This window comes from Microcoleus sp. (assembly GCF_049646505.1).
Classification (GTDB): domain Bacteria; phylum Cyanobacteriota; class Cyanobacteriia; order Cyanobacteriales; family Microcoleaceae; genus Microcoleus.
In genome coordinates this window covers 1-16,833 of sequence record NZ_JBARVX010000257.1, presented here as the reverse complement: position 1 = coordinate 16,833, position 16,833 = coordinate 1, and the positions used below count along the sequence as shown (strand labels likewise).

15 protein-coding genes and 1 pseudogene are annotated in these 16,833 nt (G+C 43.8%); 3 read left to right on the top strand and 13 right to left on the bottom strand.

All coding sequences use genetic code 11. The annotated features are described in order from the left end of the window. Positions 1–162 precede the first annotated feature (162 nt). The 3 genes from WBA89_RS13950 to WBA89_RS13940 form a co-directional block, all read right to left on the bottom strand. On the bottom strand, positions 163–288 hold the full coding sequence (locus WBA89_RS13950; protein WP_424407320.1) for a hypothetical protein: 126 nt from the start codon (positions 286–288) through the stop codon (positions 163–165). Between the two features lie 80 nt (positions 289–368). Continuing rightward, on the bottom strand, positions 369–1,172 hold the full coding sequence (locus WBA89_RS13945; RefSeq protein WP_424407318.1) for a TPM domain-containing protein: 804 nt from the start codon (positions 1,170–1,172) through the stop codon (positions 369–371). A 659-nt stretch (positions 1,173–1,831) separates the two neighbouring features. Continuing rightward, positions 1,832–2,416 carry a pentapeptide repeat-containing protein gene (locus WBA89_RS13940; RefSeq protein ID WP_424407316.1) on the bottom strand — a complete coding sequence of 195 codons (585 nt, stop codon included), beginning with the start codon at positions 2,414–2,416 and terminating at the stop codon, positions 1,832–1,834. 436 nt (positions 2,417–2,852) lie between these two features. Between WBA89_RS13940 and WBA89_RS13935 the strand changes: the two genes are divergently transcribed. Next, on the top strand, positions 2,853–5,828 hold the full coding sequence (locus tag WBA89_RS13935; protein ID WP_424407314.1) for a DNA/RNA non-specific endonuclease: 2,976 nt from the start codon (positions 2,853–2,855) through the stop codon (positions 5,826–5,828). 69 nt (positions 5,829–5,897) lie between these two features. Here WBA89_RS13935 and WBA89_RS13930 read toward each other — a convergent pair whose 3' ends face one another. Continuing rightward, positions 5,898–6,539, bottom strand: a complete 642-nt coding sequence (locus tag WBA89_RS13930) for a pentapeptide repeat-containing protein (protein ID WP_424407312.1) — start codon at positions 6,537–6,539, stop codon at positions 5,898–5,900. 111 nt (positions 6,540–6,650) lie between these two features. Between WBA89_RS13930 and WBA89_RS13925 the strand changes: the two genes are divergently transcribed. Beyond that, entirely contained in the window at positions 6,651–6,863 is a 213-nt protein-coding gene (locus tag WBA89_RS13925) for a hypothetical protein (RefSeq protein WP_424407310.1), read from the top strand. A 102-nt stretch (positions 6,864–6,965) separates the two neighbouring features. Here WBA89_RS13925 and WBA89_RS13920 read toward each other — a convergent pair whose 3' ends face one another. The 3 genes and pseudogenes from WBA89_RS13920 to WBA89_RS13910 all read right to left on the bottom strand — a co-directional run. Continuing rightward, positions 6,966–7,784 carry a pentapeptide repeat-containing protein gene (locus tag WBA89_RS13920; RefSeq protein ID WP_424407308.1) on the bottom strand — a complete coding sequence of 273 codons (819 nt, stop codon included), beginning with the start codon at positions 7,782–7,784 and terminating at the stop codon, positions 6,966–6,968. 722 nt (positions 7,785–8,506) lie between these two features. Next, positions 8,507–8,968 carry a pentapeptide repeat-containing protein gene (locus WBA89_RS13915; RefSeq protein ID WP_424407306.1) on the bottom strand — a complete coding sequence of 154 codons (462 nt, stop codon included), beginning with the start codon at positions 8,966–8,968 and terminating at the stop codon, positions 8,507–8,509. A 372-nt stretch (positions 8,969–9,340) separates the two neighbouring features. Further along, positions 9,341–9,790, bottom strand: a pseudogene (locus WBA89_RS13910) (WD40 repeat domain-containing protein); the annotation flags it as partial. Between the two features lie 621 nt (positions 9,791–10,411). Here WBA89_RS13910 and WBA89_RS13905 point away from each other — a divergent pair. Next, a complete protein-coding gene (locus tag WBA89_RS13905; protein ID WP_424407304.1) occupies positions 10,412–11,626 on the top strand; it encodes a class I SAM-dependent methyltransferase in 1,215 nt (404 codons plus the stop codon). Positions 11,627–11,862: 236 nt separating this feature from the next. Here WBA89_RS13905 and WBA89_RS13900 read toward each other — a convergent pair whose 3' ends face one another. From WBA89_RS13900 to WBA89_RS13875, 6 genes are all read right to left on the bottom strand, one after another. Further along, a complete protein-coding gene (locus WBA89_RS13900; protein WP_424407302.1) occupies positions 11,863–12,975 on the bottom strand; it encodes a DNA cytosine methyltransferase in 1,113 nt (370 codons plus the stop codon). 96 nt (positions 12,976–13,071) lie between these two features. Next, entirely contained in the window at positions 13,072–13,842 is a 771-nt protein-coding gene (locus WBA89_RS13895; protein ID WP_424407300.1) for a Uma2 family endonuclease, read from the bottom strand. A gap of 237 nt (positions 13,843–14,079) precedes the next feature. Further along, positions 14,080–15,354: a histidine--tRNA ligase gene (gene hisS / locus WBA89_RS13890; RefSeq protein WP_424407298.1), complete on the bottom strand. Its 1,275-nt coding sequence runs from the start codon at positions 15,352–15,354 to the stop codon at positions 14,080–14,082. 446 nt (positions 15,355–15,800) lie between these two features. Beyond that, the gene (locus WBA89_RS13885) at positions 15,801–16,082 is read right to left on the bottom strand and encodes a hypothetical protein (protein WP_333194058.1); all 282 of its coding nucleotides are present in this window, start codon (positions 16,080–16,082) and stop codon (positions 15,801–15,803) included. A 34-nt stretch (positions 16,083–16,116) separates the two neighbouring features. Beyond that, a complete protein-coding gene (locus WBA89_RS13880; protein WP_194066931.1) occupies positions 16,117–16,392 on the bottom strand; it encodes a helix-turn-helix domain-containing protein in 276 nt (91 codons plus the stop codon). Then, positions 16,304–16,756, bottom strand: coding sequence for a hypothetical protein (locus WBA89_RS13875; protein ID WP_424407322.1), 453 nt, complete (start codon positions 16,754–16,756; stop codon positions 16,304–16,306). Before WBA89_RS13875 ends, WBA89_RS13880 begins: the two co-directional genes overlap by 89 nt. Positions 16,757–16,833 lie beyond the last annotated feature (77 nt).

The following is a 16,833-nucleotide window of genomic DNA, read 5'->3' as shown; positions in this document are numbered from 1 at the left end:
CTGAAAAACCGTGGTCGCCAATTTCGCTATCGATTAATCCCAGACTCTGGGCATCGCTTACGTGCCATTCCATTTGTTGGATAGCTGTCGCCTGTGAATTATCAAGTATCAGCTTACCAGCTTTTTGGCAGTTGTCAGTTGTCAGTTGTCAGTTGATTGTTGTCAGTTGACTGTTGACTGTTGACTGTTGACTGTTGACTGTTGACTGTTGACTAAGAGGGCGGGCACGCACCATCCACCGCCCCTACCAACTGCCGACTGCCAACTAAGAGGGCGGGCACGCACCATCCACCGCCCCTACCAACTACCAATTGCCAACTGCCAACTGCCAACTGCCAACTGCCGACTGCCAACTGCCAACTGCCAAACTAATTTTCCTCAGAAGGAGACTTGCCCAAAACCGGAGTTAAGAATGCTACCAAAGCCCCGATCGCAAAACCGGCCACATTTCGAGTCAAAGGCAACCAGTCAGAAGTCCGAGTCACCACTGGGCCAATTCCGAAAGCTAAAAACAGAATCCCCCACAGCGGCGAAAAAATCAGCGCCCACTGCCAAGCCACAAGCTGTCCGGGTTTCCGGGGCTGAGCGGCAAACCCGCAGATCACCCCGCCGAGCACCGATGAAATTAATGTCAGAACCCACTGTTCTCTCGGCAAACCGGGAACCACGCGACACCCGCCCTGACGCAAACAGCCTTGTATCGACTCTAAAGATTCAATGATCGATCGATCTTCGCCATTTTCCCGGACAAAAAACTGATTGCCGTAGCGGGTTTGCAGTTCCACCCAAAAAGTGCGCGGCAGCAGCGGATACAGCGAATCGCCGACATTAAAATTGAGCAAATTGCCTCCTCGGGGGTCAGCAACTAACAGCACGCTTTTGCTATCCAAGCCCCAATAACTTTTGACGGCTAAACCGGGCGTGCGATCGTACTGAGTCAGCACTCGCAGCTTCCAGCCGGTTTCGGCTTCAAAGGCATATAAACTTTTTGCCAAATCCTCTTCTTCAATATCCGTAAGGGCTTTAGCTAGGTCAATGATCGGTGTCTGAATTTCTGGCAACAAATCGGGATTGTTGAAAGCGTGGGCTGCAGGTGCGATCGTCCACAGGGACAAAGCCAGGAAAAAGGCAGCAGCAGAGGCTAGAAATTTGCGGGGGAAAAGCTGTGACATAGGAATTTCTAATTCAGGTATCAATGGTAGCTGGCGGTCTTAACCAAGGGATAAGAGAAAACTAATATTTCTTTACAATTATTTACTTTACAGGAAGGCGAGAGCAAGGGGAAGAGTTGGGGGAAGAAAGTTTTGAGCTTCCCCGTAGGGACACGGCAGTGCCGTGTCCCTACACTTCACAAACATGGAATACGCTGTAACTGTAGAGGGCGCAGATTTCCTGACGGGCGAGTATCGATCCTAGATATTGCACCCGCAATCAAAAACCTGTAGGGGCCCTGTCACCAAAAGCTTTAAGGGGTGCAGACAGGTTAAATACACCCGCCCCCACCCACAAAAAAGCCCCTTATCGATCTTGGTGCAACATCTGAGATTAATAATAATTGCAGCCGATCGCAACAAAGAAAGACCGTATGTGCGATCGGTTATTTAAGTATTTCCTGCCTGAAAAAACTTACCTTCATAAAGATTTAGCATAAGTTGAAAAACTATCAGTAAATATACGGCAAATATAACAGACTAGCAACACCAAAAAAAACTCTGAACTTCTGTATTTTCCCGAATATCTTTATAATCGAGTCTACCCGATAATGATGAGTAACCGATGCATAATGATTTAAAAGAAATTAACCATTTCTCAAGGAGTGTCCAGAGTGCCTTTAACCGACCCGATCGCAACCGTCATTACAGATACTCCCATCTGGCATAATAGTGCGACAAAAAATAGCCCCTCCTCTCTCAATAAGATTCGGGTTAACAGGCTTAACGGCAGCATATCTTAGGTAGGGATCGAAGATGTATATATCATTAAGATAAGCATCTTTAGCATCTCTAAAATCAGCATCTGCCAAGTTAGTACCATCAAAATCAACTTCATTCATATTGGTATTTCTGAATATACTTCTCGATAGGTTAGCGTAGAGAAGGCGGACATTAGAAAGGCAAGCACCATTAAAAATTGCATCTGTTATATTGGCACACATCAGATTGACTTCACTTAAGTTAGCCTCGATCATATTCACAGCACTCAAGTTGGCATTTTCCAAAACAATATCCCTTAAATCAATACCCTCTAAATTTGCACCGCTCAAATTGATGTGTATCAGCCCACTTTCTTCAATATAAGAATTGCTCAAATTAATACCACTCAAATTGGCATTACATAGATCAACCCTTCTCAAGTCAACCCCAGCAAAGTCTCTTTCTCCAGCAGCATACCGTCTTAGTAATTCTTCAGCGTTCATAAATTATCTATTCAATGAGTTTTACTTCTGAATTATACTACAATCATCCTCTGACCTGACTCCGACTTTTCAATGGCAGTTTGCTCCGGGTTGGGAGAATGTGAAAGAAGTTAATCTTTTTGTCAGTACCTTCGAGCAAGGGAAGGGTTTATTGCCTCGGGATAAAGTTGTCGATTTATCAGATTCGGCACTCCTTCCCGGATTCTCGGAAACACAAAAGCGTCAACTTCTTTCCAAGCCTTGGAACGGTTATGACGATTTAAATCCCAACCGAATTCTGACTGCGACTTGGAAGAAAGATACTGGTAAGTGGTACGGTCATGACGGGATTACGCCTCTTAACCAACCTTTAAATGACCCCGCAAATACTAGCACTAACTTCACGCTACCGAGGAGTCTTACTGCGGGGCAGAACTACAATTTTGCTGTTGAAGCTGTGAGTAATAGCGGCGCTGTGACCAAAGATTTGGGGCAGTTTAAAACTTTACTTCCGCCTAGCAATAGTCCTTTCAGCAGCGTGAGTGTGTTGACTCATGGTTTTACACTTTTGCCCGGCCAAGGGGGAATTCCTGACTCCTTCTACGAGGTAGCTGACAGTATTGCAAAAACTGGTAATGATGGGTTAATTTTGCGCTACGAAAAACCCACCGGGTCTTGGATTCCTATTGATAAAAATGGAGGAGTTTTAACAACTTTAACGGGTGGACTGCAACCAACAGATACTAACTATTTTCGGACTTTAACTAGCAATATTCAGGCTAAGTATGTTAACCAGAATAAATCGTTAGTGTTGCTGCCAGAATGGTCGTTGGACAGAGAATCAGTTATTCCTGACGTTGGCTTTTCTGAGGGTGCGGCTGATGCTTTGTTTGCTTCTATGGTGCAATTGGATCTGGCGTTGGGGGGTGGCGTTGGAGAGTATCAAGGCAATCAATTAAAGCGGTTGTACGACAGCCAAGGGAAGCTGATTCGCCAGCAGGGGAATTTGTTCAACTCGCCACTGCACTTCATGGGTTTCAGTCGAGGCACTGTTGTCAATAGCGAAATCGTACAGCGTTTAGGGACTTTCTTCCCCCAAGCTGGTGGAACATCTATGGCTAACCGAGACCTCCAGATGACAACAATCGACCCGCATGATTTCTACCAACCTAGTTTGAATTTACAATTACCGGGCTTTATCAGCACAAATTTCAGCGATTTCTACGAACCCAAGGTTCAGGTTTGGAATAATGTGACTTTTGCTGATAATTATTACCAGACTGTGGCTAATCCTAATGATGGTACTGCTACTCCTAATGGTCGTGCTTTGGGTCAACTTCCACAAGAGGAGTTGAATAAGAATCCCAAACCCGCTGGACTGAATTTTCCTAAAACTAATGGCGATCCTTTAGGGAAAGCAGACCGAGATATTTTACTAGGTACTCGTAATGAGGAACCAGGTCGGATAAATAGTCGGATTGGGTTTACGAAAGATGATGATATTGGAGGAACGCACAAGCGGGCTTGGACTTGGTATGCGGGGACTGTTGATTTGGATTTAGACCAAGTGAAAACTCAGTATCCTCATGCTTCAAATCCAAATGTTCCAGAATCGATTAATGACCAATTGGGTGAAAGGGATGCGAACCAATGGTTCGATCCTAATTTCCCGGCAGCTAAACCTTGGTATGATAATGCTAGCGGTGAGGGGATTAGTGAGGGTTGGTTTTATTCTGTTTTGGGTGGTGGTAAAGAGCAGCGTCAGTATAGCCCTACTGGGCGCGTTCCGGTTAGTTTTGATAATACGCTTTCGGCTGGGATGCGGGGGGATTATGCGGTTCCTACTCTGTTTAATGGGAATTTTGACCAGTACATTCCGAATAGGAGTGGGGCTGAAGAATTTGGTCGGAATGCTATTTCTCGGGAAATTCCGGGGTGGTCTTTTCATAATAGTGCCACATCAACTTTGGTAGCGCCTACTAATAACTTAGTAAATTGGAGTACCATTGATAGTCTCAAACAACGTAGCCTAAGACGCAACGATGAGATCCCTGGAACCTCTTATTTAGAAAGGATGGGTATTGATAGGGATGACCCTAACTTCTCTAACTATGCTCTGAAATTAAATGGTGGTGACAGCATTACGCACAACCGCTTTGTTGTACCCGATTGGGGTGCATTGCGGTTGAATATTCACGTTCCTCAAGCAGCAGCAAATCGAGATAATAAGCTAAAAGTTACTCTCAAAGATGTAGCTTCGGGTGAAGAGATAACCGAAACTATTCTTCTCAATGAAGCTAATTTCCTAACAGGAACATTAGACTCTTTCTACAACAACGAACTCGAAAAAGATGCTGCTCGAAAACTTGGTTATGCGACTAGAGGATTTGAAACGTTTAATGTATTTGATACTTTCTATGAAGGATTAGCTCAACAAAAAGAATTAGCCAAGTTCCGAGGTAAAACGGCGACGCTAAAATTTGAATTGGAAGGTAGTGACGTGGTTTACTTGGATGATGTCTTTTTCAAGAGTAGTTCTCTCAAATTTGGGGAACCGAAACCCAAGAATGGCAGCAGTCCAGCAAGGTATAGCGGTGCTGCTTATGATGGGAATCTCTATAAAGACAACTTGCTGCTTGAAAAACCGCAGTATACTCTGTCTTACAACGGTACTGGAAATATACCTAACTGGGCGAGTTTCCAGATCAATAAATCATCGATATATTTGGCCGGAGAGGAAAATCCTAGTAAGCGCGGTTTCACTAATGATCGCAGCCTTCCACCAGATTTTTACCAAGTGACAAACACTGATTATAGCGGTAGAGATCCTTATGTTGCAGGTCATCAAACACCGATAGCATCTCGCACTATTACTCTCAAGGACAATAAAGCTGTTAACATGATGTCGAACATCGTTCCACAGCACAAAAAAAACAATAAACCAATATGGGAGGAAATTGAGAACTATGCCCAAGACTTTGTAAAAGCTGGCAGAGAAGTTTATGTCATTACAGGCAGCCATAAAATTAAACAGAAGGATGGGCAAGATGAGGTTCTTTCTCCCAAAAAACCTGAGAAAAATCAAGCCATAAAAATCCCTGAAAACTTGTGGAAAGTTATGTTGGTACTGGATCGCCCCAATGCAGTTGTAACTGATACCACAACAAAAATCTATGCTGTTGGTTTTTACGTAGCCAATGACTTACCTACAGAAAAAGAAGATCGATGGAGACAGAATTGGACGGAATTAAACAAAGAAGATAGAATTGTGTGGTCTCTCAAAGAAATTGAGGATGAACTTGGTTATGATTTATTTGACAATCTGCCATTTAATATTAAGCAAGCTCTCCAAAATAACAGACTTATATTTCCTTTAGGAGCTAAACTAGATAGTGATGATTGGGATAACTTTAGACCCAACCCATTGCCATAAGTTGAACCAAGAAACTTGACAAGGAGCATCTATTCGCAGGCAGGATGATAGCTGAATCGGGTCTATTCCTCATTCATACCCAGAAATATTGTTCGCAATACTTCCATCTGGCATAATGGTATTGCAGAAAATAGCTTTCGCAAGGAAGCAATCTTCGATATTGGCAGCCCTCAAATTGGCATTGGTAAGGTTGGCATTATCAAAGTCGGCTTCTTTAAGAATAGTCCCACTGAGATTGGCCCCACTGAGATTGGCATCACTGAGTCCAGCTTGATCCAACTCGGCACCTTGAAGGTCAGCGCCCATCAAAAGAGCATTATCCAAGCTGGTTTCGTGGAGTATAGCCCCACTGAGGTTAACTCCTGTAAAGTTACTGCGCTGTGCGAAGGCATAGGCAAACCAAACATTTCTCAGGTTCGCCCCACTCAAGTTGGCATCTCTGATGTAAACCGCTTCCAAGTTGGCGCTTTCCAAGTTAGCTCCACTCAGATTGACCCTCTCAAGGATAGCCCCGTTCAACCAAGCATTTCTCAGAGAAGCTTCACTTAAATCAGCTTCGTCCAGAACGGCGCTACCCAGATTTGCTTCACTAAGATTAACTCCGCTGAGATTAACCCCACTTAATCTAGCTCGGCTCAAATCAAGCCCGTTGAAGTCCCTCTCCCCAGCAGCATATCGTCTTAGTAGTTCTGCTTCATCTATTCTCTCCATAACTTTGTATCCTAGAGTTTATTTACAATAATAACACAATGCTACAGCATTTTTATTCACAGAAAAACCATTAACTCAAAGGACGATCGTACTCAACGTCCTGTTTGGTCTTTGGAAGAAATAGAAAACCAGATCGGTTACAATTTATTCCCTCTTCTTCCTCAAGAAATAAAACAAGATATCAAAGATATCAAGTACATATTTCCAAGTCAAAACTCTATTAGAGATACTTGGGATAGCCTTCCTTGGAAATCAAATCCACCGCCACCTCCAGAAGACCCTACAGATCCAGAAGAGGAATCTGAGGAACTTGAGAGTGAATAATTGATAGAGGTTTTCCGATGAGTGTAATCTACTAAAAAACCAGGCTTCTCCAAGAAGCCTGATTTTTTATCCCCACTTTGTATTGTCTGGAACTGAAAACTTTTATATTAGCTCATTGGATTGTTCAGGCATACAATTATCATTGCGGATGCTACCATCAGGCATGATAGTCTTACATAAGATAGCTTCTTCAAACCCTTTCCCCATCAACCTAATCCTCTGTACCATCAAACTAGGCTCTGGTTGAACTCCCATCAGATTAGCATTACTGAGATTTGAGCCATCAAACCAAGTTTCGTCCATAATCGCACCACTGAGGTTTGCTCCAGTAAGATCAGAATTAGTAAACCCTGTTTGATGCAGCTTGGTGTTACTCAGATTTGTGCCAATTAGAGTCGCTTCAGAAAAACCAGCTTCACCGAGGTCTGCATCGCTGAGGTCGGCTCCAGTGAGGTTAGTATTTTCACAGTTGAGCCGAGATAAAAAACCATTTTTCAAATTAGCTCCACTAAGGTTGGCATCAGTCACGTCAGCATAGTGCAAATTTGCGTTTTCTAAGCAGGCATTATTTAGATTAGCTTTACTCAAGTCAGCCCCTTCCAACCAAGCTCCTTTCAAGTTAGCACCACTAAAATTAGCATTAATCAACTGTGCACCATCCAAGTGAGCCTCGCTCAACTTAGCATTGCTCAAGTTAGCGTCGCTCAAGTCAATACAATTCAAGTTAGCATTGCTCAAGTTAGCATAACTAAAGTTAGCATTAATCAAGTCAGCATAACTAAAGTTAGCATTAATCAAAATAGCATTGGCGAGATTGATATCAATGAGCTTTGCCTTGTTCAAATCGACACCGCTGAGGTCAACCCCAGCAAAGTCTCTTTCTCCACTGGCATACCGTTCGAGCAATTCTTCAGCGTTCATAAATTATCTAGTCAATTATTTTAACTTCTGAATTATAGTACAATTATCCTATGTTTTGCTAGTCCAATACGATCGCAATCAACCTCCTAGTCGCACTGGTGCGGTTAATTATCAAGGGGATATTTAACGCGGATTTGTATTAATTTATCTGACTCCAATTGAAACAAAAATATGATGAATATCTGTTTTTAGTAATGTTTAGCATTCCTCAAGCTGTACAATTATCATTTCGGATGGTTCCATCTGGCATGACAGTATTGCACAAAGTAGCGTCTTTAAATTTTCCGGTAAGATCGATAGTATTTGATTCAGCTTCGGGATCGGGTCTAGCTCCCATCAGACCGCACGATTTCTACCAGCCTAGTTTGAATTTACAATTACCTGGTTTTATTAGCACAAATTTCAGCGATTTCTACGAACCTAAAGTTCAGGTTTGGAATAATGTGACCTTTGCTGATAACTATTACCAGTCTGTAGGGTGCGTCGCTGCGAGATATTGGATATAACTTGCTGAACTACGGGTGGCGACGCACCCTACTTGCTCTATGATTTTCTAACAAATATTCCGACCGAGATTCAAGAAGCTATAAAAAACAGACCTCTTGCAGAAATCAGGCAATGGCTCAATACAGTGTAACTGTTCGCTGCAACAGAGGACTTCTATTGAGAAAGGAGAAAGTGCGAGTAGATGGTTCGGGAACGGAGAGTGTTTGGTTCTCACGTCAAACAGTTTCCGTCCGAATACTGCCATCGGGCATAATAGTTTCATAAAAGATAGTACCTTGACATCTGCCCATCTCAAAATTACGAGCACCTGTGAGATTGGCATAGCTGAGGTTAGCATTTTTAAGAGTAACTTCATCCATAATGGCATCTCTCAAGCTGGCGCGGCTGAGGTTCGCCTCTCTGAGAGAAGTTTGACAGAAAACAGCATGACTCAAGTCAGCACTCTCAAGATTAGCGCCTCGCATAACAGCCTCTTCGAGACGCGCGCCTCTCAAGTTAACCCTACTCAAGTCAGCACCCTCAAGGTTAGTACCTTCCAGGTTCGCAGCACTGAGGTCAGCTTCTCTGAAAATAGCACCCCTGAGATCCATTTCTGACAAATTCGCTCGAGTTAGCTTCAATCTGGTGAAATCTCTGCTGCCGGCATTATAGCGCCTGTTAAATTCTTGAAAATCCATAATAACTTTCCTATTGTCTCCCTTTAAAGAAATACGACGCATCCCGTTTCTGATTTTTGGTCTATAGTTATGTAGGGTGCGTCGCTGTTCTATGGTTCAATGGAATTTGCAGATTGACGGGTGGCGACGCACCTTACTTACAACTTGATTGTGTGTACCGCATATAAATGGAATATGCTGTATTACGCAAAGTCAGGACTTACGCGATCGCCGTTTCCTTACAATTAATCGGGCGATAGTTACATCTGGTGCGATCGCGATCGCGCCCAAGCCCGCAAGCTACGATTATTTTGCGGCGCAAGAAACGGCATTGCCGTGTCCTCCGTTGCTTCACAGTCAACAGTCAACAGTCAACCGCCAACAATCAAATGACTAAAACTGAGGTTTTGCCGCCACCCCCTCGCACAAACGCCGATCGCGCGAGCTCACATTAGGATTAGTCCTGAGATAATCACCAACCCAATCGCAGCCCCTCACCAGCAAATCATCAAGATCCAAATTCCACAAAATCACCCGGTTGTCACGCCCCGCAGAAGCCAGAACCTTCCCATCCGGGCTAAAACTCACGCTCATCACACTATCCCTGTGGCCCGTCAAAGTTTTCAGCAAAGTCCCGCTGCGGCTCCACAACTTCACCTTGCGATCGTAACTGCCCGAAGCAACCAACAAACCGTCCGGGCTAAAACTCACGCTAGTCACGCTGTCGCTAGAACCCTTAAGCAGCGTCGCCACCAAAGTCCCGTCCACCTTCCACAGCTTCACCGAATTATCGTAACCGGCCGAAGCCAGCATTTTGCCATCAGGGCTAAAAGCAACCCCCAAATTTTAGATAATGAATTAGTAATTTAATTGAATACCTAGCATTTTTTCACACTTAGAATAACAAAGAGTTTTGCTTCAAACATAAACTTTTTAATTCTCCTGATTTGAAAAAATACGATACTTTCCCCAAACTAATTTAGGTTCGGTATAGAAACTTCTTGTGCGTAATTCACTATCAAATCTTAAGTATGCGATCGCCCGCAAAATGATATAATAAAATTTAAAGAACAAAGAGGTTGCAGGATGAATGTCAGCAAGCCAGAGTTATACCTCATTATCGAAGCAGATGAAGATGGCTATTATGTCGGAGAAGTCCCGCAGATCAAAGCCTGTTACAGTCAAAGAAAACTATTGATGAGTTGATTTCCAATATCAAAGAACTTATTGCACTTTGTTTACAAAAAGAGGGCGATCAAAAATTACCTGAGTTTGTAGGCATTCAAAAAGTGATAATTTAATAATACACCAAAAATCTGCGTAAATCATGTATAGCAACCAATACCAAATTTCCGAACATCAATCAAAATCTCTGTCTTCTCTCTTCCTCTGTGTCCTCTGCGCCCTCTGCGGTTAAAAAAATCTTTATTTCATAAATAAAACAACATCAACTTGGATTTAATTATGACATCCCAGCAATCAGATATCAATGACAGCAACCCCGAACTCTGCGATTTAATCTGCGAAAAAATTGCAGCGACTCCGCAGCAGCGCATTACCTTTGCGGAATATATGGATTTGGTACTATATCACCCGCAGTATGGTTATTATAATGGCGATCGACCGCCGATCGGCAAACAAGGCGATTTTATCACATCACCTCACTGGAGTGCTGATTTTGCCGAAGTTTTGGGCGAGCAATTTGTGGAAATGTGGGAAATTCTCGGCAAACCTCATCCTTTTACTATCGTAGAAATGGGTGCTGGGCGGGGAACATTTGCCGTACATTTGCTGCAATACCTGCAACGGCAATATCCCGATTTATTTAAAATTTTAGAATACATTATTGTAGAAATTTCCCCTGTTTTGCTTGCACAACAGCAGCAACAATTAGCAAAATTTAAAACCGTCAAGTGGTGCAATTGGGATGAAATAGCTAATAACTCTATCGTCGGCTGCTTTTTTTCTAACGAATTAGTCGATGCTTTCCCAGTGCATCAATTTGTTGTAAAAGAAGGGCAAATTAGGGAAATTTACGTTGCCGCCGATGAAAAACAAAACAAAGAATCTGGAAGCAAGTTTATTGAATTATGCGGCGAAATTTCTAACCATAAAATTGCCGAATATTTTGATTTAGTCGGAATAGATTTGTCTGCTGCTGTATATGCAGATGGTTATCGCAGCGAAGTCAATTTAGCAGCTTTGGACTGGATTAAAACAGTTGCTGAAAAGTTGCAGCGGGGATATTTGTTGACGATTGATTACGGCCATCCGGCGCACCGCTATTACAATCCGAGGCGCAGCGAGGGGACGCTACAGTGTTATTACCGCCACCGATATCACAACAATCCTTATATTAATGTGGGGCGGCAGGATTTAACGGCTCATGTTAATTTTACGGCGCTGGAAAAGCAGGGTGAATTGTACGGTTTGGAGGTAATGGGTTTGACTCAGCAGGCTTTGTTTTTGATGGCGTTGGGTTTGGGCGATCGCCTTGCTTCTTTGTCCACAAAGGATGCGGAAGTGTTGGATTTGACAACGTTTTTGCGGCGCAGGGAGGCTTTGCATAGAGCGATCGATCCGATGGGTTTGGGGGGTTTTGGGGTTTTGGTGCAGTCTAAGGGCTTGAGGGAGGAGGAAAAGGGGAGAATTTTGAAGGGTTTGATGGTGCCTGATTGATTATTTTAGATTGATGATTAACTAATTTAAGAGTTGAGATTTTTTTAACCGCAGATGAACGCTGATTAACGCTGATGTAATTTTGATTGATTCTGTATCTACCCAAATTATTGTCATGCAATCAATACCGGATGATTGAGTTTGCGCGAAGCATACAAAAGAGATGGTCTCCTATCCTCTGCTTCAAGATCGGGTATTTTAATTATACCGCACTTTAAAATTAACTGTAAACTCTGCTAGGATAGCTCTAATTCAGCCGATTTTAATCGTTCTTGAATAGACATCCCCTGCAACTTTTGACTTATTTCATATAAATTAACTTGCGGATAATCCCCCTTAAATAGCGGAATTAAAGACTCGACTACAGCAGCAATTCCCTGCGGCGGTACTGCATTCCCAATCTGTCGCCGCACTTCAGTGGTAGAACCTTCAAAAACAAAATTATCGGGAAATGTTTGCAATCTTGCTCTTTCGCGATTTGTCAAAGAACGCGGTTCTAAATAATGATAACCCCAAGTTCCGCCACCGCCACCAGCAATAATTGTCGATGATGGTTTATCGGGGTGAATTCGCCGATAAACGTGGCTGATCATGCCTTTGACATAGTATGGACTGTCCTTGGGAATATCAGAAAAATTGCCTCCCGGTTTAATTCGATTTAAAATTTCAACGGTTCGGGTATGAATTTTATGATGTTTGTTATTGTCAATAACAGTTTCTACATTTTTGAGTGCTTCGCCCGCAGTTCGATAAGGATTTTTGCGATTTATACCGTATTTTGGCTGAGGATGCACAAAGTTAAATCCTGTATCCATCCGAATGCCAACTAATAATACTCTTTGCCGAAATTGCGGCACTCCGTAATCGGCAAAGTTGTAAAGTTTAGGTTTAACTAAGTAACCTGGTGCGATACTTTCAAAGTCGGAAATTATTTGTTTGATTGCTTGATAATTATTGGCGCTTAATAAACCTTTGACATTTTCTGCGACAAAAGCTTTGGGCTTTTTCTTGTTGACAAAATCTAGAAAATATGTGTATAAATTGCCTCTGGTTCCTTCAAGGCCGGGGCGCTTCCAAATTAGGGAGAAATCTTGACAGGGGAACCCTCCTATACATATTTCAGCTTCGGGAACTTGTGCAATGTCTATATTTTCTATGCTGTCGTTGATGATGACATCGGCGATGTTTCGGCTGAATGTTTTGCAGGCGTATTGATTGGAGTCGATCGCCCAAACTACCTCAAATCCGGCTTGGTGGAATGGCAAATCCATGCCGCCGCAACCAGAAAATAAGGATATGAGTTGCGGTTTTGTTGTCCAGGCGATCGGCTGGAGACGTTCGATTAACATAGGAGTGTAAAGTTAGCCAAGGGCGGGCGGGATGCCCGCACTACAAGAGTGCGATCGTACCACAACACGATCGCATTCGACCGATCGGCTAATATTTCACTCTTCGTCATCTAACTCAATCCCGGCTTGACGCAGTTTTTCGGCCAATCTTTCAGCGCGGAGTTTTTCGCGATCGCCCCGTTGTCGTTCTTGCTCAGCCCGCTCCTCCGACCACAGCAATAACTCGCCTTCGGCATTCCACCACCTCAGCCAACAGCCTGTTCTCCCTTCGTGGCTACCTTCCCAAATACCCAAAAACAAGTTTAATCCAGGTATCCAAAAACGTCCGTTATCATCTGGTTTTTCTAGTTGATAACGCTCCGATTCTAAAGCGTAAACTTCTAAATGAGCGGTAGTTGCTCGAAAAATAACGTACCTGGGGACTTTGATTACTTGCTCGTAAAAATACCACTTTCCCACCCGCGAGGTAAACTCAACAGAGTATTCTTCCCCGTAGGTTTCTGAGAGGAATTCCATCACGATTTGCGGGATGGTTCCTTCGGTGTGCGGCGTGTAACTGCGGCGGACTTGCGAGACATTTTTGGGATTGACGGGTTTTACGTACATCCAATCGGGTGCTTTGCAGATAATGCGCTGTTCGTCACTGGTGGAGGATGGGAAACTAATTCCGGCACACAAGGCAAAGTTGGAAACTATTAAGGCATCCCGCATTAATTCAGGAAATGCTGTTAGCGGTTGGCGCAAAGCGGAGGCTAATAATGGTTGGCTTTCGTCTTCCACGGGGTCATCTGGTAGTTGAAAATCTTCTGGGAGTAGCGGCCAGGTGATTGTGAGTTTTGTTTCAGGGTTTTTAGTTGCTACAGACATAGTTTATCAGATATTGTAGGGGTTGATTTTTTTATTATATCTTTTGGTTTTGGGGATTAATGTTAATTGCCGCTTTTTGTAGGGACACGGTGCCATCCCCATTAGTGTTAATTTAAGACTAAAAGCATTGATAGTTCTCGCCGATCGCTTAGTCTCGATCCCCCTAAATCCCCCTTAATAAGGGGGACTTTGAACGCTCCTATTCCGCCCTTAAGAAGGGGGATTAGGGGGCTCGCCCTACACAGCTTTTATTTTCTGTTCGAGCTCCTCTGTCATTGCTAACAGTTCCGATTGGGCGATCGCACTTTGTTCGCCACTCGCCAACCACTTCAATTGTACAGTCTCATTTTCAGCTTCCGCATCACCCAAAACCAAACACCCAACAGCACCGCTTCTGTCGGCTCTTTTAAACTGTTTTCCGAACGCACTGCCGCTCAAATCTATCTCGACACTAAACCCAGCACCCCGCAATTTTTGAGCTAACAAGATTGATTGCTGTTCGGCTTTATCGCCCCTAGATACCAAATAGAAATCTAACTTCGGCGCGGGTAAAGGTTGCAACTTTTGCAACAGGATAATCAACCGTTCTACACCCATCGCCCAACCAACTGCTGCGGTATCCGGGCCGCCCAATTCCTTGACTAAACCGTCGTAGCGGCCGCCTCCGCAAACTGTTGCTTGCGCTCCCAAATCGTCGGATATAATTTCAAAAGCGGTGTAGGTATAGTAATCTAAACCGCGCACCAATCTGGGATTTAACTGATAGCTAATTCCTAAATTTGTGAGCATTTGCTGCACTTGCTCGAAGTGCTCTCGCGATTCGTCACCCAAATATTCTAAAATACTCGGCGCGCCCTTAACAATTTCTTGAGTGCGCTGATTTTTGCTGTCCAAAATCCGCAGCGGATTGCGAGTCAAACGGTCTTGGGAATCCGCGTCTAATTCCTCTTTGTACGGTGTAAAATAATCGATCAATGCTTGGCGATAATTTTGTCTGTCTTGCTTGTTTCCGACAGAATTGATATCGAGGCGCAAATTGGTTAAACCGATCGCTTGCAGGATGTCGCAGGCGATCGCAATTACCTCCACATCCGCCCGTGGATTCGCACTCCCCAACACTTCCACGCCAATTTGATTGAATTGCCGCTGTCTGCCTTCTTGGGCGCGTTCGTAGCGAAACATCGGCCCCGTATACCACAGGCGCTGCACGTCTCCAGCGGCGTACAAACTGTTTTGAATAAAAGAGCGCACTACTCCGGCGGTGCCTTCCGGGCGCAAAGTAGTCGATCGATCGCCCTTATCTTTAAAAGTGTACATTTCTTTGCCCACAACATCGGTAGCTTCGCCGATGCCGCGTTCAAATAAAGATGTTTGTTCAAAAATAGGCGTGCGAATTTCTCGATAAGCTGCTTTTTGCAATATTGTTCTAGCGACTGCTTCTATGTTTTGCCAATATTGAATTTCTGCGGGCAAAATATCCCGCGTTCCCGGTAAAGTTTTAATTGCACTCATTTTTTTTAGTCAGTTGTCAGTTGGCAGTTGGCAGTTGGCAGTTGTTAGTTGGCAGTTGGCAGTTGGCAGTTGTTAGTTGTTAGTTGGCAGTTGTTAGTTGTCATTAGTCATTGGTCATTAGTCGTTGGTCGTTGGTCATTGCTCGTAGGAAATTTACAAAACTGACGCATCCAAATCTAAGAAATCTGGTTTCTAACATTCTATTGTTCAGGATTGCTCCATTTAGATTGGAATGATATTGTAGTATTGTTCCCGCTCTATCTGTACAAGCTATTGGAGCTTTATACAGCACTACTAATACAATATTTAAACTGAGATGCTCCCGTTAATAACTTCTATATTCGTTAGTTCTATGTCCTTAACTTTTAGCTAGTGACTAATGACTAATGACTAATGACTACTGACAACTAACAACTGACTACTGACAACTAACAACTGACTACTGACTACTGACTTAATAATTCCCAAGCTCCGTAACGATCGCCATAATAAGCCAAAATGCGATCGACCCGCTGGCGATCGACCAAATCGAAGCCTTCAGGATACTGTATCCACAAACCTCCTATTTGGCTGTCGCTGTAATCAAACCGCTGCGACTGCTGCGGAATTAAACCGATTTCCACCCCTTCAACTTGACGCAAATGGGCTGCTACTTCGCGATATACCGTCAGCGGCAATCCCGGCGATTGAATTTGATAGCGGAGTTGTTTTTCTTGTGCCGTTTGCATCATTTTTTTGCCTGTCCCCAACCACAATCCCTATTTAAGATACTTCTTTATCGATCGGCCCCGGTAGAGGGCAGCAGTTAATATTCTCCATACATACCTTCCCCCACTGCAAGGCCCAGCGCACCAGCGAAACTCGATTGTCAGCGGGCGTCTTGTTCAAGATATTGCTAATGTGGTTGTCAACAGTACGCTTGCTAATCTCTAACTTTTCAGCGATTTTCTCATTGGTCAATCCCGCCGCTACTAACTCTACCACTTGCAATTCTCTGTCCGAAAGGGTGACAGGGGTGCTGGAGACGCTCCCGTTCATAAATTTTTCCTATGTCTGCATATTTACCTATATACAATTCTAGAGGATGAGCGATCGAGTATGAAGAGAAAATTAAATCTGCTGCGGCTGCTTTTTCGCAGTGCAAGCACCAACTCGCTTGCAGTGTCGCGGCTTCGTGGAAAAGAAGGCGCGACACTGCAAGACGCACCAGCAGCAGGCGCGCGGGGTGGCGGATGCTAGCTTTACCTGAATGCACCTGAAATCCGGGCCCAAAAACCCGGAGATGTTGGTACGTAAAACTGCTGATACGCCCGCACTGCACTTGTGCGTTGAGCGTGTAACTGCCGGTATCAGCAAGTCTGATATTATAGGGAGCAGCGATTAAAAAAATAGCTGATACCATTTTTCTGACCTATGTGGTATAGATGAAGTTTTAGCTCCCCCCCTTAATAAGGGGGGGTTGGGGGGGGTAATATCTAG

What these genes read in the sequence shown, in the direction of transcription:
- WBA89_RS13950 (WP_424407320.1), bottom strand. Translation starts at nt 288, where the DNA reads ATGGTGCGTGCCCGCCCTCTTAGTTGGCAGTCGGCAGTTGGTAGGGGC.
- WBA89_RS13945 (WP_424407318.1), bottom strand. Translation starts at nt 1,172, where the DNA reads ATGTCACAGCTTTTCCCCCGCAAATTTCTAGCCTCTGCTGCTGCCTTT.
- WBA89_RS13940 (WP_424407316.1), bottom strand. Translation starts at nt 2,416, where the DNA reads ATGAACGCTGAAGAATTACTAAGACGGTATGCTGCTGGAGAAAGAGAC.
- WBA89_RS13930 (WP_424407312.1), bottom strand. Translation starts at nt 6,539, where the DNA reads ATGGAGAGAATAGATGAAGCAGAACTACTAAGACGATATGCTGCTGGG.
- WBA89_RS13920 (WP_424407308.1), bottom strand. Translation starts at nt 7,784, where the DNA reads ATGAACGCTGAAGAATTGCTCGAACGGTATGCCAGTGGAGAAAGAGAC.
- WBA89_RS13915 (WP_424407306.1), bottom strand. Translation starts at nt 8,968, where the DNA reads ATGGATTTTCAAGAATTTAACAGGCGCTATAATGCCGGCAGCAGAGAT.
- WBA89_RS13905 (WP_424407304.1), top strand. Translation starts at nt 10,412, where the DNA reads ATGACATCCCAGCAATCAGATATCAATGACAGCAACCCCGAACTCTGC.
- WBA89_RS13900 (WP_424407302.1), bottom strand. Translation starts at nt 12,975, where the DNA reads ATGTTAATCGAACGTCTCCAGCCGATCGCCTGGACAACAAAACCGCAA.
- WBA89_RS13895 (WP_424407300.1), bottom strand. Translation starts at nt 13,842, where the DNA reads ATGTCTGTAGCAACTAAAAACCCTGAAACAAAACTCACAATCACCTGG.
- hisS (WP_424407298.1), bottom strand. Translation starts at nt 15,354, where the DNA reads ATGAGTGCAATTAAAACTTTACCGGGAACGCGGGATATTTTGCCCGCA.
- WBA89_RS13885 (WP_333194058.1), bottom strand. Translation starts at nt 16,082, where the DNA reads ATGCAAACGGCACAAGAAAAACAACTCCGCTATCAAATTCAATCGCCG.
- WBA89_RS13880 (WP_194066931.1), bottom strand. Translation starts at nt 16,392, where the DNA reads ATGAACGGGAGCGTCTCCAGCACCCCTGTCACCCTTTCGGACAGAGAA.
- WBA89_RS13875 (WP_424407322.1), bottom strand. Translation starts at nt 16,756, where the DNA reads ATGGTATCAGCTATTTTTTTAATCGCTGCTCCCTATAATATCAGACTT.